We start from the raw sequence: 15,147 nt of genomic DNA, 5'->3' as shown, positions 1-15,147 counted from the left end.
GGGCGTGATTGAATATCACGGCGCCTAAACCGATGACAACAAGAATCACCTTGCTTTAGCTGGGTGAGCTTCAATATGAATGCCATTAAAGGCTATGCGTAGATCATAGCGCTAAATAGTAGCAAAGCGAACTCGCTCTTTGGGAAAATGAATACTAAACGTGCTTCCTGAACCATAACGGCTTTGTATCGCGAGTTCGGCCTGATGTCGGGCGATGACATGACGAGTAATGGCTAAACCTAAGCCCGTTCCCCCTGTGGCCTTAGAGCGTCCTTTATCTGCTCGATAAAAGCGCTCTGTGATGCGGGGAATATCTTGAGGTGCAATACCAATCCCCGTATCCTGAACAGAAAAGGTCGCCGAACCATCGTCATTCATAAACCACGACGTGGTAATAGTACCGCCTTTAGGTGTATAGCGGATGGCATTGGTTAATAGGTTCCCCACCGCAGAGGCCAGCTCTGTTTCCGCGCCCTCAAGCCACAGTTTATCGTCAATATGAGTTTCGAAGTCATGTTGACCATTTGATAGGGCTTGTACACGTTGTAAGGCTTGCTCGATCACGTAGTTAAGTGGAACCGCTGTATTTTCTGCGGATGGAGAGGATTCCAGAGTGGAAAGTGTTAATAAGTCTGACACGATAGCCTGCATATGCTGGGCTTGCTCAAGCATCATTTGCTCATAGCGCATACGTTGCTCGACTGGCAGAGACTCAGTAGGTAGATCGCGTAAGGTCTCCAGAAAGCCCAATAAAACCGTCAAAGGGGTGCGTAACTCATGCGACACATTCGCCACAAAGTCTTTGCGAGTGGTCTCTAGTTTTTCAACTTGGGTAACGTCTCTGGATACTAATAAAAACTGCCCCATGCCATAGGAGGTCAGTTGAAGTAATAGGGCGCGTTCGCGTCCGCGCTGCGATAAGTGCAGTAGTAAAGGCTGTTCCCACTCTTTTTGGTGTGCGTAATGAGCAAACTCAGGGGTGCGTAAAATATTAAAAATACTTTGATGCTGATCTGTGGCTAGGTTTAAGCCCAAGTGCTGGCTAGCCGTTTGATTGCACCATTGAATGGTCATGGCTTTGTCTAGGGTGACAGCACCCTCTGGCAAGGCCTCTGCGGCCATCATAATGCCATCTAAATGATAATTGAGTGTTTGTAGGTTGATACGGTCTTGTTTTATTTTGCGATAAATAGGAGCTAACACATCGTCCCATGGGCCGGCAGAGACCGGAGGGGCAGCATTTAAATCACGCACCCACAGTTTGATTTTTTGATGTTGGCGACCACTAATAAGCACCATGATCAGTAGTGCAATGGCAAAAATGGCCCAGCCTGTACTGGGGCCTAGCCACATACCTAAGATGAAGGCAGCGCCTGCTATTAGACAAACGCTGCTTAGGGTTTTTCTCATGATTCGTGGGTGATGAGTGTAGTTAGCTCGTTAGGGCAAAGTGGCGGCAAAACGATACCCAGCGCCACGGATGGTCTCAATATGAGCATCATGTGAACTAGGTTCTAGTGCCTTACGTAAGCGTCGAATATGCACATCGACGGTACGTTCTTCTACGAATACGTGATCGCCCCACACTTTATCTAGTAACTGAGCACGGGAGAAAACGCGTTCAGTATGTGTCATGAAAAAGTGTAATAAGCGAAATTCGGTAGGCCCAATAGTAAGGGTTTTACCGTCGCCCGTCACGCGATGTGTGGTGGGGTCTAGGGCCAGTGTACCAATTTCAATAATATCATCTGTTAACTGTGGGGCTCGACGACGTAATACGGCCTTGATGCGGGCTAAGAGTTCTTTAGGGGAGAAGGGCTTCGTGATGTAGTCATCTGCGCCAGCTTCTAGGCCCTCCACTTTGTCGGACTCGGCGCCTTTGGCGGTTAACATAATAACGGGTACTTGGCGGGTTCGCTCATCAGAGCGAAGTTTTTTAGCCAGCGTAATCCCAGAGGCGCCTGGTAGCATCCAATCGACTAAAATAAGATCCGGTAGCTCGGCACTGATTAGCGTCTGAGCTTGTTCAGCATCATAAGCTCGCAGTACCTTGTGCCCTGCAAAGGATAGGTTAACGGCGATCAGTTCTTGGATCGCTGGTTCGTCTTCAATAACAAGAATAGTAGTGCTCATAGTGCCGAAATAAGACTAAGATATTAATAAGATAAAAACATAATATGGCGTTAATGTTTCAGGTTTGTGAAAACGACTTATTCGTACACCTGATTTTTTGCTTTAGGCATGGGTTTTTACCCTTAATTTGCGGTACGATTACAGCATCATGGAAAATAAAACATCTCAATCGAATTCATCGGAAACCACACATTTTGGTTTCCAGACTGTTGCCGAGCATGAAAAAGCCGCTAAAGTTGCCGAGGTTTTTCACTCGGTCGCTCAACGCTATGATGTCATGAATGACCTCATGTCAGCTGGTTTGCATCGTGTATGGAAATCATTCACTATTGGGCGTGCCGCAATACGTCCCGGTATGAAAGTATTGGATATTGCTGGTGGTACGGGCGATTTATCCAAAGCTTTTGCACGTAAAGTGGGTCCTACAGGGCAAGTTTGGTTAACCGATATTAATAGTTCTATGCTGGGCGTGGGGCGGGATCGTCTCCTTGATTTAGGCATTGTGACGCCTGTGTCCGTGTGTGACGCAGAATACCTTCCTTTTCCAGATAATTATTTTGATCGTGTTAGTGTGGCCTTTGGTTTACGCAATATGACACACAAAGATAATGCCTTAGCTGAAATGCGCCGTGTTTTAAAGCCGGGCGGAAAACTGTTAGTCCTGGAGTTTTCTCACATCGCTAAACCTTTAGCTCCTGCTTACGATTGGTACTCATTTAATATCTTGCCTAAAGTAGGCAAAATAGTCGCTCAAGACGAAGAAAGCTACCGCTATTTAGCGGAATCTATTCGTATGCATCCTGACCAAGAAACCTTAGCAAACATGATGCGTGAGGTCGGTTTTGAGCGTGTGCAGTATTTTAATTTGACGGCCGGGATTTGCGCTTTACACGAGGGTGTGAAGTTAGATTAATCGTATTATAGATTAGTAGACCTTAGAGTCTGGTGTATCTAACCGCTGGTCGTTAATGACTTAGCGGTTATTTATTTAGTGTTTCGTGGGGAGACTCAAAATAGCTTTCTTTATACCAAGCGCTGAATCTTCCTAGGTGAGTAAAGCCCCATCGCGTGGCGATTTCTGTGACACGAGCTGTAGGTGGGGCTTGTAGGAGCTCTCTGCGCACTGCTGTGAGGCGGGCTTCGCGAATATACTGTGTAGGACTGCTATTTAATTGGCTTCTAAAGGCATCAGTTAGACTCCTAACACTAGAGTCACATGCCTTTGCAATATCCTCTAAACGCAGTGTTTCTCCTAAATGCTCATGAATATAGCGGCGAGCGAGTCGTAGGCGGCGCTGTCCTGTCATGCGTGGTGCATGATGAAAGTAACGAGAGTAGTTGTTAGGCTGAGTTAATAATAAATGCTGCAGCAGGTTAGTTTGGAGATTTTTGAGCCATTGCTCTGGGTAATGTGTTTTTTGCTGAGTATATGACAGCATCGCACTAATTTGATGTTGCCAAGCCACTCCATGGGCATTATTTAGTAAGTATTCCGGTTGAAATTCAATTTGCTCCTCGGGCGCAATGTCGAGGAGCATCATACAGGCGTGATTTAGCAAGGGTTTGGGTATTTTGATTAAAAATTGCTCGCAGCCTTGCTCCCAGTCTAGCTGTAGAGGTAAGTCAGGGGATATAACGACTGCAGTATGTTGGTCTGTAATAATGGTTTGTTTGCCTACCCCTATCGCGGATTTGCCATAAGTTGGGACTTGAAATAAATAAAAATCATGCAAAGTTCCTGGCGCAATATGCACGGCGGCCCCATAGCGTAACAACATAAAAGAGAGTTCGCCCAGACTGGCGCAGCGTAAAGCTGAGTCGACCTTACCCCGTTGCCAAGTCAATTGATGGTCTTTGAGAATCTCGGTAGTTTCAAACTTGGTCATGAGCGGATCGGTAGACTCAAAAATGGGGTTTTCCAAGTACAGATTCTGTAGTCCGTTGAGTAGCCAAGTTGTCATTTTTTTATCTCCAACTATTTGCTTGATAGGGATACATCCTGCTTGAAATGGCTAGTTCAAGGAGTGGGCATCACCTAAGATTGTTTAGACATAAAGTAGTTTCAGTTTAAAAGAAAAAAGAAATAAAAAATAATTAGAAGTGAAATTCTAGGGTTTTCACTTATATAAAGGAGAGGGTGATGAGACGGACTTCTATTGCAATTTTATTAGGCGCATTAGGGATGGCGAGTAATGTGCTAGCAAATGAAGAATTAAAAATTGGACTGTTGTCCACACTTTCTGGACCAGGAGCCGCTCTTGGAAATGAAATTAAAGATGGTTTTGAATTAGCATTAGAAAAAAATAATAATCAATTAGGTGGAGTATCTACTAAATTGATTGTGGCTGATGATCAGCAAAAAGCGGATGAAGGGCGTCAAGCCGCAGAGCGTTTACTACGCAGAGACAAGGTCGATTTAATGACAGGCATGGTGTTCTCTAACGTTTTACTGCCTGTGATGCCTCGCATTTTGAATAGTGACACGATTTATGTGTCCACGAATACAGGGCCAGCCGATTACGCGGGTGCCAAGTGCCATCCCAATTTTTTCACAGTGTCGTGGCAGAACGAGGATATTCCGTCTGCAATGGGTCAGTATGTCACGGATAAAAACCATAAAAGTGTGTTTCTTATTGCCCCGAACTATCCCGGCGGTAAGGAATCTATAGATGGCTTTAAGCGTTATTTCAAAGGTGATGTAGCGGATGAGGTATATGTGAAATTGGGGCAGTTGGATTTCGCAGCCGAGGTCGCTCAGATACGAGCTTCAGGCGCTGACGCCGTGTTTTTCTTTTTACCGGGAGGTATGGGGGTGAGTTTTATTAAACAACTGGTTAGCTCTGGATTGAATAAACAGCTAGCTATTTATACCCCTGGCTTTTCTGCCGATCAGGACACCATTAAAGCGGTAGGTGATCCTATGTTAGGCATGATGAATGCGTCGCAATGGTCGCCAGATCTAGATAATGCGGCAAACAATGAATTTGTGACTTTGTTCAAAGAAAAATATGGACGTACTCCGTCTATGTATGCAGCTCAAGGTTATGATGCGGCCCGATTAATTGATTCGGCGATTAAAAATATAAATGGTGATTATAAAGATAATGAAAAATTAAGGGCTGAAATTAAAAAAGCGAATTTTGATTCAGTGAGAGGTGATTTTTCTTTTAATAATAATAACTATCCTATTCAAAATTACTATATGAGAGAAGTATATAAAAATGAAAATGGTGAAATGACGAATAGGGTTTTAGAAACTATTTTTGAAAAATATGAAGACCCATTCTCTGGGCAGTGTGGATTATAAAAAGGAGGAGCGAAATGAGTTATTCAAATGTAGAACTTCAAGCAATGGTGCGAGATGAGAGTGTCCATAAAAAACTATATACCGATCCGGGTGTATTTGATTTAGAAATGCAGCGTATCTATACAAAAGTATGGGTATATATAGGGCATGACAGTCAGGTTCCTAACGTCGGGGATTACATTACTACGACTCTGGGCACCCAGGAAGTCATTATGGTGCGGGGCAGTGATAAAAATGTCTATGTGCTATATAACCGTTGCCCACATAAAGGCGCTCAAATTGTGGCTAAAGGTTGTGGTAATACAGGGAAGTTCTTCCGCTGTCCTTATCATGCATGGACCTTTAAATTAGATGGTGATCATTTAGCGGCTCCTATGCGTTCTGGCTTTGAAGGCACCTGTTTTGATCCTAAGCATCCTGATTTTTCCATGCGTCAAGTTGCTAGAGTTGAGAGCTACCGTGGCTTTGTCTTTGCAAATCAGACTGCCGAGGGAGTTGGTTTACATGAGTTCTTAGGAGGGGTAATTAGCTCTATAGATAATCTTTGTGATCGCTCTCCTGTTGGTGAGGTTGAGGTAGCTAAAGGCAGCTTTAAGGTTAGACAACCTTCTAATTGGAAAGTGTTCTACGAAAATCTGCATGACACGATGCACGCGGTAGTGACTCATGAGTCTTCGCATGTGGCTGCTAAAGAACAAGCCGGGGTCGAGGGTAATATGCCACTAGAGCTACATATTATGGCTGGGAATGGTGAGCCATACACCTTTTGGGAAAAATTGGACTTATATGCTTTTGATCATGGGCATGGCTATATGGAAGGTATTTTTGACCCAGGTTCCATTGAAACTGATCCCGTCTCAAAACGTCACTATGAACTATTAACTGAAGCTTATGGTCAGGAACGTGCTTTAGCTATATTGAGTGAAAATCGTCATAACACAGTGCTCTATGGTAGTGGTTCCCCTCATACTGTTTTTCAGCAGTTCAGAGTAATTCGACCTGTAGCCGTAGATGAAACAGAGGTTGAAATTCAACTGTTTAGATTGAAAGGAGCTCCCGAGGAATTGTTCCATCGTGGATTAATGTATGCCAATTTAATTAACTCCCCCTCTTCGAATGTCATGCCTGACGACGTAGAGTTATATGGTCGCTGTCAACAGGGGAATTTAGTTGATGGGGGTGATTGGATTAGTATGCATCGCTACTACGGAACAGATGAAAAGATTGAGGGCGGTTATAAGGCGGTAAATGGGACGAGCGAGTTACCAGTTCGTAATTTATATCGTGCGTGGAAACAATACATGCTTGAGGTCTAAGGAGGGGATATGTTATTTGATATTGAATTTGACGTAAGTGTTGATGATTTACAGCCTGTTTCGTTAACCGCTGAAAGAAAAGAGGCATTAAACCAGTTCTTATATTTTGAGGCGCGTTTACTTGATGAGCGGCGCTGGGATGAGTGGTTAGCCCTTTGGACTGACGATGGTATGTATTGGGTGCCTCAATCCTTTGAGCAAACCAGTCCTTATGATCATATCTCTCTTTTTTGGGAAAATAAGATGCTGCGCGAGTTACGGATGCGTCGATTAGAGAATGCTCGTAATTGGTCACAGCAACCACCGACTCAAGCCTCTAGGTTGCTAGGCAATATCTCCATTGAGGGGCAGGATCAACAAGGGTATTTAGTAGTGCGTGCTAATTTCCAATCGGTAGAAAGCCGAGCTGGACAACAACGAGTCTTGGCTGGCTCATATATTTATAAACTAGCCTCCACGGCAGATAGTTGGAAGCTGTACTTAAAACAAGTCAATCTGATTAACCGAGAAGACGTACATAGCAATTTAGAAGTGCATATTTAAGTACTAAAGAGGATGAGCCTGTGACTACCGTTTTACTCGCTTTACATTATCAAAATGACGTGCTGCACGAGAAAGGTAAGATTCGTGTTGGCATTGAGGAAAATAGCTCGCAAAGACAGGGCATTATTTGTGCAGCCACTGCATTATTGCAGCAGGCACGTCAGCATGAGGTCGCTATCGTGCATGTACGGGTTGCTTATCGAGCAGACTATGCAGATTTAGCGACTAATGCTCCTATTTTTGCGGGTGTGCGTCAGTTGCAGGCGGTACAAGAGGGCAGTTGGGGTAGTGCCTTTTTTACCGGTTTGGCCCCATTGGAATCCAGCCCGCTGGAGTTTGAGGTAATTCATAAAAGAATTAATGCGTTTTATGCCTCAACGCTGGAGGCGATTCTAAATCAGTTGAAACCGGATCGATTGGTGATAGCTGGTGTTGCGACTCATTCTGTGGTCGAGAGTACAGTACGCCATGCGGTGGATATGGGTTTTAACGTAACCGTGGCGGCGGCGGCCTGTGGCGCTCCAGCTCAAGCCCATGAAGCCTCTTTAAAAAGTATGAGCTTGATCGCGCATATTTATAATGATGTCGATATGGCATATTTATTTAAGGAGAAAATATCATGACAAAGCGGGTTGTTATCGTGACAGGGGGGGGCCAAGGGCTAGGGGCGGCTATCGTACGCGCATTTGTAGCGCAGGGCGATTGTGTCGTTATTGTTGATCAGAATCACGAGGCAGGCCAGCAGCTAGAAAATGAGCTGCAGTCCAATGGGCTGGCTCAGTTCATCGCTATTGATATTCAAGATGATAGGGCGATTGATGTTGGGATTGAAAAAATTAAGCGCCAATTCGGACGGATTGATGTGTTGGTAAATAATGCGTGTGTCTATGAGGATGCAGGCTTAGCATCAACTAGAGAGCAGTGGCATTTCACTTTAGGCGTGAACTTAATTTCGGCGGCGTTAATGGCACAAAAAGTCGTGCCATATATGGCGGCGGGGTCCGTGATTGTAAATATGGGCAGTATTGGAGGCAAAATTGCCGCGGCAGGGAGATTGCTTTATCCCGCATCCAAAGCGGCCATGTTGCATTTGACTAAAAGTTTAGCGGTAGAGCTAGCACCTAAAGGAATACGTACCGTAGCTGTTTCTCCTGCATGGACGTGGTCACCGGCTTTGTCTGAGATGGCGAATAAAGATAGAGAGCAGGCCGACCGAGTCGGCGCTGTGACGCATCCGTTAGGTCGAGTCGGAAATGCAGAGGAAATTGCTGATGTCGTTTGTTTTGTTGCTTCACCTAAAGCCAGTTGGATTACTGGCGTGGATATCCCTGTAGATGGAGGTTTTTCCGTTTTAGGTCCTGATCAGGGTAAAGGTCCTAAGCATTGGTTTGCCTGTGCTGAAAATAATAACGAATAAAGAACTGAGGAGACAAAATGAGTGATGATCGCTGGGATGTCATTATTGTAGGCAGTGGCTTGAATTCATTAGTTTGCGCTGCTTTATTAGCAAAACGAGGGATTAAACCACTAGTGCTAGAGCGTAATGCGGTAGTAGGCGGTTGTATACGTACAGAAGAACTATTTCCCGGGTATTTACATGAGTTAATGGCCTCGTGGTATCCCTTGTTCTTAGGTGGGGGGGCGTATGCGGCCTTAAAAGAGGATTTAGCTCGGGCAGGGGTGGAGTTCTTAAATAATGGTTATACCACCGGTGTTGTGCTGCCAGACGGTCGTAGCGTAGCGTTAAAACAAGACATAGCGGATGCGATAGAGCGCTTAGATCAGTTAGCTGCGGGAGACGGCGCGCTAATTGGTGCAATGGCCGACGAGATCTTCAATCAAAATGGCGAATTATTATTTGGGTTGCTAGGTGGGTCTCCTTATCAGTTTTCTACATATAAATTACTCTTTCAGCAATGGCGTAAAAAAGGGGTGGATCAGTTATTGCAGTTTGCAGCCCAAAGCTTGACTCCCTTTAGAACCTGGTCGCAACAACACGTGCACCATGATCTAACCGAGGCTTTGATGGCTCCGTGGGTGCTGCACTCGGGGTTAGGTCCTCAAGACGCGGGGTCAGCATTAATTGGAAAACTTACCTTTGCGGCAGTTGTAGCGGGTGGTATGCCAGTGGTCAAAGGAGGCGGCAGTCAGTTAGTTGACGCCTTGGTCTCATTGATCCAACAGCGTGGTGGTCTAGTAAAAACGAATATATCAGTGACAAAGATTTTACTGCAGCAGGGCAAAGCGGTTGGGGTAGAGGCAGGCTCAGCCTCGTATCACGCTAATAAAGCAGTGGTATGTAATGTGACACCCTCACAACTCTATCAAGACCTACTGCCTGATATGCCTGCACCCGTTATAAAGGCGGCCAAAAACTATCGCTATGGTCGGGGTGCAATGCAGATCCATTTAGCTTTGTCTGCTAAACCGGCATGGATGAATGAGGAGATGCTACAGGTTCCGTTAGTGCATTTGGCCTCTGATTTAGATCAGGTGTCTCTGTCTGTCATGCAGGCTGAGTGTGGGTTAATTCCCAGCCAACCTACGGTAGCAATTGGTCAGCCTGCGGCTGTAGACCCCAGTCGAGTACCAGCAGGAGGTTGGATTCTTTGGCTGCAAATTCAAGATATGCCTCGTGGTTTAAAAGGAGATGCTAAAGGAGAGATCGCTGTAGATAAGGAAGCGGGCTGGACCCATGAGGTGAAAGAGCACGTAGCAGATCGAATTCTGGCCCAGCTTGAGCAGGTATTGCCGGGTTTACATGAGTTGATTATTGGTCGCCATGTATTGAGTCCGATGGATCTACAAGGATTAAATCAGAATTTAGTTGGTGGGGATATTTATTCTGGTGCGTGTTCGTTAGATCAGTTTTTCTGGTTTAGGCCTTTTGCAAAGATAGGAACCACTAAAGGCCATCAAACCCCTATTAAAAACGTATTCCATATCGGAGCGTCTACCCACCCAGGCCCGGGCTTAGGGGGTGGGTCAGGATTGTTGGTTGCTGACCTAATTAAGTAAAAAGAGTAGTTAAGTTCAGAGGACTTATGCTAATCTGTCAGCTTCTAGTCAGTTTTTCGCTATTTAGGGTGGAATAATACCGCCCGCAGGAGATCTCATGCTTTCTAAGCGTTTATCCCAATTCATGGCTATGGCTGTGCTTGTTGTCTCTACCTTTACTTTGCTTACGGCTTCGTTTGATGCCGAAGCTCGTCGTATGGGCGGTGGTAAAAGCTTTGGTCGTCAGTCCTCTAACGTAACACAACAGCGTCAAGCCGTTCAGCCTCCAGCGGCTAATACAAACCGCAATGCCGCTACACCAGCGAATGCGAATGCCGCACGTGGTGGCGCAGCTGCTGCAGCCCCTAAAAGTGGTTTTTCCCGTTTTCTAGGTCCTATTGCGGGTTTAGCCGCAGGTCTAGGGATCGCTGCGTTGTTGTCTAGCTTAGGTCTAGGTGGCGCAATGCTCGAAGCGCTCTCCAGCATGTTGTTGATTGGCTTAGTTATTTTTGCGGTGATTTTCATCGTGCGTCGTTTGCGCGGGGGGGCAAAACCAGCCACCCAGTCCGCCGGTGCGACCAGTCCTATGTACCGAGAATCCACCCCACAGATGCCGGCTAGTCCTGCCTCTGCTCCAGCAGCGCAAAATACTCATTTTGATACAGCGCCAATGGCAACGGCTTCTGCTGAACCTACACAAAAAGTCGATCCGGCTTGGTTTATTCCCGATGACTTCGATATTATGACTTTCTTAGCAAATGCTAAGCAGCAGTTCCGTGATGTTCAGGGTTTATGGGATCAGGGTAATCCAGCTGCATTACGTGATTTGTTGACCGATGACTTACTTAAAGAGCTAACTCCTGAAATCCTAGCTCGCGAAGGCGCACAGAACACTCAAATTGTTTTGCTAAATGCTGAGTTACTTGGTATTGAAAAGGTGGCTGATGGCCATTTAGCAAGCGTGCGTTATTCAGGAATGCTGCGCGAAGAAACGAATGCAGATGCATTTAGCTTCGAAGAGGTTTGGAATCTATACAAAGCAGATAATGCAGGTTGGTTGCTTGCTGGTATTCAACAGATTAATCCAACGCACTAAAGACGACGCAACGGGTTAAACTAAGGCTATTCTCCAACTCATAGGTGGACTGTGTCTTTGCAAACCCTTTTCGCTTCATTGCCTATACCGGCTATTTTGCGCCCCACAACAATTATTGTGCGGGCGCTTAATGCCGTCTTAACCCGTGAACCGTGGGCTCAGCAGCGTTTTGCCCAATATGCAGGGCGTACCGTGTCGTTGACCGTAGGGGCTCTACACCTACCCCTGAGCTTTACGTATACCGGTAATGTGGTCTTAACCGATCTGACTGATACCGCTGATGTACAGCTCACTATTTCTGCAGATCGTTTAGCGTCTTTTCCATCGGCATTAGCACAATCAAGCCCTGAGGCTTTATTGGCTTTAGTGCATATTCAAGGCGATGCGGGCATGGCTAGCGTTATTGCGCAGGTTGCGAGTCAACTACGCTTTGACCCAGAGGCCGAAATAGCTCGCTTCACTGGTGATTTAGTCGCGGTCCGATTGGTTGCCACCTTAAAACAGATGGTGGCGTCTGGTCAGCGTACAGCAATACATCTTGAGGCCAATATGGCCGAGTTTTTAGGTGAGGAAAGCGGCATTTTAGTTAGTACAGATTATTATCAGCTTTGGCGGTCACGCCTCACGCAGCTAGAGCAGCGCTTGTACTCCCTAGAGCAGCGTACAACACAGCTTTCTAAAGGATAAAGCGATGTCACGGATCAGTCGTTTTATCTTTATTATGTACATTGCGTTCAAATACCGTTTGGACGAATTGGTTTTATCCAGTATCCAACACCCTTGGGCATACCGTCTATTACGATGGGTGCGCTTAGGCCGTCAACCTAAGCATAGTCGAGGGGTGCGCTTACGTTTGGCATTGGAATCATTAGGCCCTGTTTTTGTTAAATTCGGACAGGTGCTATCCACCCGACGCGATTTGATTCCTGCTGACATTGCAGCAGAACTAGCCTCTTTGCAGGATCGCGTTCCTCCCTTTTCTTCCGAGCTTGCCGCTAAAACCGTAGAAAAAGCCTTAGGGGCTTCTCCGCACGTTATTTTTAAGCATTTTGACGTAGACCCGGTCGCCTCAGCCTCCATTGCACAGGTGCATTTTGCTATTTTGCAAGATGGGCGAGAGGCAGCGGTAAAGGTGTTGCGTCCAGGTATGAGAGACGTGATCGATAAAGATCTCGCTTTAATGCGTACTTTTGCGCATTTGGTACATCGCTTATTAGCCGACGCGCGTCGGCTGCGCCCGCGCGAGGTGGTTTCTGAGTTTGAGAAATACTTACATGATGAGCTCGACTTAATCCGCGAGGCCTCTAACTGTAGTCAATTACGCCGTAATTTTGGTCCAGAAACAGGACGCTCTGATTTACTAATTGTGCCAGAGGTGTATTGGGACTATTGCGCCACGAATGTATTTACAATGCAGCGCATGAAAGGCATCCCAGTTAGCCAAATAGACCGTCTCATTGAGGCAGGGGTTGATTTAAAAGATTTGGCGCGTAAAGGCGTAGAGGTGTTTTTTAGTCAGGTGTTTAGTGATGGTTTTTTTCATGCTGATATGCATCCCGGCAATATTTATGTGTCAGATGCCCCTGAATCATTAGGGCGTTATATTGCTTTAGATTTTGGGATTGTTGGCTCCTTATCCGAGTTCGATAAAAACTATCTGGCGCAGAATTTTTTGGCTTTTTTCCAACGTGATTATCGTCGAGTAGCTCAGTTGCATATTGAGTCAGGCTGGGCACCTGCTGATACGCGCGAAGAGGAACTCGAAGGCGCTGTTCGTGCGGTATGTGAGCCTTATTTTGATAGGCCCCTATCCCAAATCTCGTTAGGTCAGGTATTATTGCGCCTGTTTCAGACCTCTAGGCGGTTTAATGTGGAAATTCAGCCTCAATTAGTTTTGCTACAAAAGACCTTATTAAATGTTGAGGGAATGGGCCGAGAGCTGGACCCCGAATTAGATCTGTGGGATACGGCAAAACCCTACCTAGAAAACTGGATGCATCAACGTGTTGGGCCCCAAGGTCTAAAGCAACGTCTGACCCAAGAGGCTGGGCAGTGGTCGCAGCTTTTGCCGCAGATTCCTCGTTTGGTTGTTGAAAATTTAAATCGCCCAGACCATCTACCCCAATTGCAACAAGAGCTAAAACTATTGCGGGCTGCACAGCAACAAAACAATCGTTTGGTTGCTACGCTTTGTGCGGTATTAGCTATTGCTGTAGTGGTCGCTTTATGGGCAATAGTCCGCTGATCATTTTGATCTATAGAGGCACGTTGCACACACACAACGTGCCATCATTTTGATAGAAACAAGTAGTAGGCTTAAGACGAATAACTTTTCCAACGGCTACTACTTGTAATGCGGTGGTGTAAGCATTGTGTCTTGTTACCACTCAAACAATTCATAAGGATAACTATGCTTTACCCTGAACTTTTTAAATCCATGGAAGCTGTCCGTTGGAATATGGCACAAGATATTCCTTGGGACGAATTTGATGGTAGCAAGCTCACTGATGAGCAAGCCTACACCATTAAAATGAATGCGATTACGGAATGGGCCGCTTTGCCTGCAACGGAGATGTTTCTCCGTGATAATCGTGATGACAGTGATTTTTGTGCGTTTATGTCGGTTTGGTTCTTTGAAGAGCAAAAACACTCTTTGGTGCTGATCGAGTATTTACGTCGTTTCCGTCCAGAGCTAGTTCCTACCGAAGAGGAGCTGCATAAGGTACGTTTCGAGTTTGATCCGGCCCCAGCCATGGAAACATTGATGCTGCATTTTTGTGGTGAGATTCGATTAAATCATTGGTACAGACGTGCAGCAGACTGGCATACAGAACCCGTGATTAAAACGATTTATCAAATCGTGGCCCAAGACGAGGCTCGCCATGCTGGAGCATACTTACGTTATATGCGTCGCGCATTAAAGCTAGGTGGCACTGAACAGGCAGAACTAGAGACCCGTTTGGCTTTCTCGAAAATCGGGGTCTTAATGGCATCCGCGCATCGCACGGCCCAAGCCCTGCATCCTACCAATCTGCATGTGAATAAAGACATGTATCCAAATGATACTGTGCAGTCTCAGCTGCCTTCGCCGGGTTGGCTAGAGAATTGGTTAGATAATCAAATTCGCTTTGATAAAGAATGGGAAGGCAAGGTTAGCACGAGGATTTTGCATAATATGTCGTTGCTCATGGGTGAAGACTTTGAGTCTCCTTCCGCATTAAATCGTTATCGCAAAGACCTAAGTCGTAAAATCATTACGGCCTAATCGCTATGCCTGCTTTTGAAAAAAAAATGTATGCCCGGCACGATCTGGTGGCAGCAGTGGCTTCTGGACAGTTACAGAGGCCTATTGTCTTCACAAACGGTGTGTTTGATATTTTGCACCGAGGACATGCTAGTTACTTAGATCAAGCTGCTCAGTTGGGGGCCACATTAATTGTGGCCGTCAATTCGGATGCCTCTGTGCGCACGTTAAATAAAGGGGATGATCGTCCCATCAATAACGAGGTAGATCGTTGTGCGCTATTGGCAGCATTGGCCTCTACCACAGCTGTTACCTTGTTTACAGAGTCTACCCCCGAGCAAATCATTTCTGAGTTAAAGCCAGACCTGATTGTGAAAGGGGGGGATTATGATATGGAGACTTTGCCAGAGACGGCTTTAGTGCGTAGCTGGGGAGGCGATGCTGTCGCAATTGCGATTGAGTTTGATCGATCAACGACTTCTTTAGTAGAAAAGATTCGTCAATAGCGGTT

General features: G+C 45.9%; 15 protein-coding genes. 12 read left to right on the top strand and 3 right to left on the bottom strand.

The genetic code is table 11. The features are described from left to right. Positions 1-111: 111 nt before the first annotated feature. Positions 112-1,410, bottom strand: a complete 1,299-nt coding sequence (gene phoR, locus Q0Z62_RS01840) for a phosphate regulon sensor histidine kinase PhoR (RefSeq protein ID WP_298050333.1) — start codon at positions 1,408-1,410, stop codon at positions 112-114. 30 nt (positions 1,411-1,440) lie between these two features. Next, a complete protein-coding gene (phoB, locus tag Q0Z62_RS01835; protein ID WP_269900635.1) occupies positions 1,441-2,133 on the bottom strand; it encodes a phosphate regulon transcriptional regulator PhoB in 693 nt (230 codons plus the stop codon). Between the two features lie 148 nt (positions 2,134-2,281). On the opposite strand from phoB, the gene ubiE reads away from it, so the two are divergent. Then, the gene (ubiE, locus tag Q0Z62_RS01830; protein ID WP_269900634.1) at positions 2,282-3,046 is read left to right on the top strand and encodes a bifunctional demethylmenaquinone methyltransferase/2-methoxy-6-polyprenyl-1,4-benzoquinol methylase UbiE; all 765 of its coding nucleotides are present in this window, start codon (positions 2,282-2,284) and stop codon (positions 3,044-3,046) included. A 67-nt stretch (positions 3,047-3,113) separates the two neighbouring features. Here ubiE and Q0Z62_RS01825 read toward each other — a convergent pair whose 3' ends face one another. After that, a complete protein-coding gene (locus Q0Z62_RS01825) occupies positions 3,114-4,094 on the bottom strand; it encodes an AraC family transcriptional regulator (protein ID WP_298050332.1) in 981 nt (326 codons plus the stop codon). 179 nt (positions 4,095-4,273) lie between these two features. On the opposite strand from Q0Z62_RS01825, the gene Q0Z62_RS01820 reads away from it, so the two are divergent. The 11 genes from Q0Z62_RS01820 to Q0Z62_RS01770 all read left to right on the top strand — a co-directional run bounded on the left by Q0Z62_RS01820 (position 4,274) and on the right by Q0Z62_RS01770 (position 15,142). Next, positions 4,274-5,440: an ABC transporter substrate-binding protein gene (locus Q0Z62_RS01820; RefSeq protein WP_298050331.1), complete on the top strand. Its 1,167-nt coding sequence runs from the start codon at positions 4,274-4,276 to the stop codon at positions 5,438-5,440. A 14-nt stretch (positions 5,441-5,454) separates the two neighbouring features. Then, the gene (locus Q0Z62_RS01815; RefSeq protein ID WP_269900631.1) at positions 5,455-6,756 is read left to right on the top strand and encodes an aromatic ring-hydroxylating dioxygenase subunit alpha; all 1,302 of its coding nucleotides are present in this window, start codon (positions 5,455-5,457) and stop codon (positions 6,754-6,756) included. Positions 6,757-6,765: 9 nt separating this feature from the next. Then, positions 6,766-7,299 carry an aromatic-ring-hydroxylating dioxygenase subunit beta gene (locus tag Q0Z62_RS01810; RefSeq protein WP_298050330.1) on the top strand — a complete coding sequence of 178 codons (534 nt, stop codon included), beginning with the start codon at positions 6,766-6,768 and terminating at the stop codon, positions 7,297-7,299. A 20-nt stretch (positions 7,300-7,319) separates the two neighbouring features. Continuing rightward, the gene (locus tag Q0Z62_RS01805; protein WP_269900629.1) at positions 7,320-7,922 is read left to right on the top strand and encodes a cysteine hydrolase; all 603 of its coding nucleotides are present in this window, start codon (positions 7,320-7,322) and stop codon (positions 7,920-7,922) included. Next, on the top strand, positions 7,919-8,716 hold the full coding sequence (locus Q0Z62_RS01800; RefSeq protein WP_298050329.1) for an SDR family oxidoreductase: 798 nt from the start codon (positions 7,919-7,921) through the stop codon (positions 8,714-8,716). The genes Q0Z62_RS01805 and Q0Z62_RS01800 overlap by 4 nt, the downstream gene beginning before the upstream one ends. A gap of 17 nt (positions 8,717-8,733) precedes the next feature. Then, complete coding sequence (locus Q0Z62_RS01795; protein WP_298050328.1) at positions 8,734-10,317, top strand: NAD(P)/FAD-dependent oxidoreductase; 1,584 nt, start codon at positions 8,734-8,736, stop codon at positions 10,315-10,317. Between the two features lie 97 nt (positions 10,318-10,414). Then, positions 10,415-11,392 carry a TIM44-like domain-containing protein gene (locus tag Q0Z62_RS01790; protein ID WP_269900626.1) on the top strand — a complete coding sequence of 326 codons (978 nt, stop codon included), beginning with the start codon at positions 10,415-10,417 and terminating at the stop codon, positions 11,390-11,392. Positions 11,393-11,443: 51 nt separating this feature from the next. Further along, positions 11,444-12,079: an SCP2 sterol-binding domain-containing protein gene (locus Q0Z62_RS01785; protein ID WP_298050327.1), complete on the top strand. Its 636-nt coding sequence runs from the start codon at positions 11,444-11,446 to the stop codon at positions 12,077-12,079. Between the two features lie 4 nt (positions 12,080-12,083). Beyond that, positions 12,084-13,637 (top strand): ubiquinone biosynthesis regulatory protein kinase UbiB, encoded by a 1,554-nt coding sequence (gene ubiB, locus Q0Z62_RS01780; RefSeq protein ID WP_298050326.1) that lies wholly within the window; start codon positions 12,084-12,086, stop codon positions 13,635-13,637. A 165-nt stretch (positions 13,638-13,802) separates the two neighbouring features. Beyond that, positions 13,803-14,657 (top strand): ferritin-like domain-containing protein, encoded by an 855-nt coding sequence (locus tag Q0Z62_RS01775; RefSeq protein ID WP_269900623.1) that lies wholly within the window; start codon positions 13,803-13,805, stop codon positions 14,655-14,657. After that, complete coding sequence (locus tag Q0Z62_RS01770) at positions 14,657-15,142, top strand: adenylyltransferase/cytidyltransferase family protein (RefSeq protein WP_269902219.1); 486 nt, start codon at positions 14,657-14,659, stop codon at positions 15,140-15,142. The genes Q0Z62_RS01775 and Q0Z62_RS01770 overlap by 1 nt, the downstream gene beginning before the upstream one ends. The last annotated feature ends 5 nt before the right edge of the window (positions 15,143-15,147 follow it).

The sequence above is a fragment of the uncultured Paenalcaligenes sp. genome (genome assembly GCF_947630565.1).
GTDB lineage: Bacteria > Pseudomonadota > Gammaproteobacteria > Burkholderiales > Burkholderiaceae_B > Paenalcaligenes > Paenalcaligenes faecalis.
Note: the sequence above shows the minus strand (reverse complement) of the source record. Positions and strands in the feature narration are given on the sequence as shown.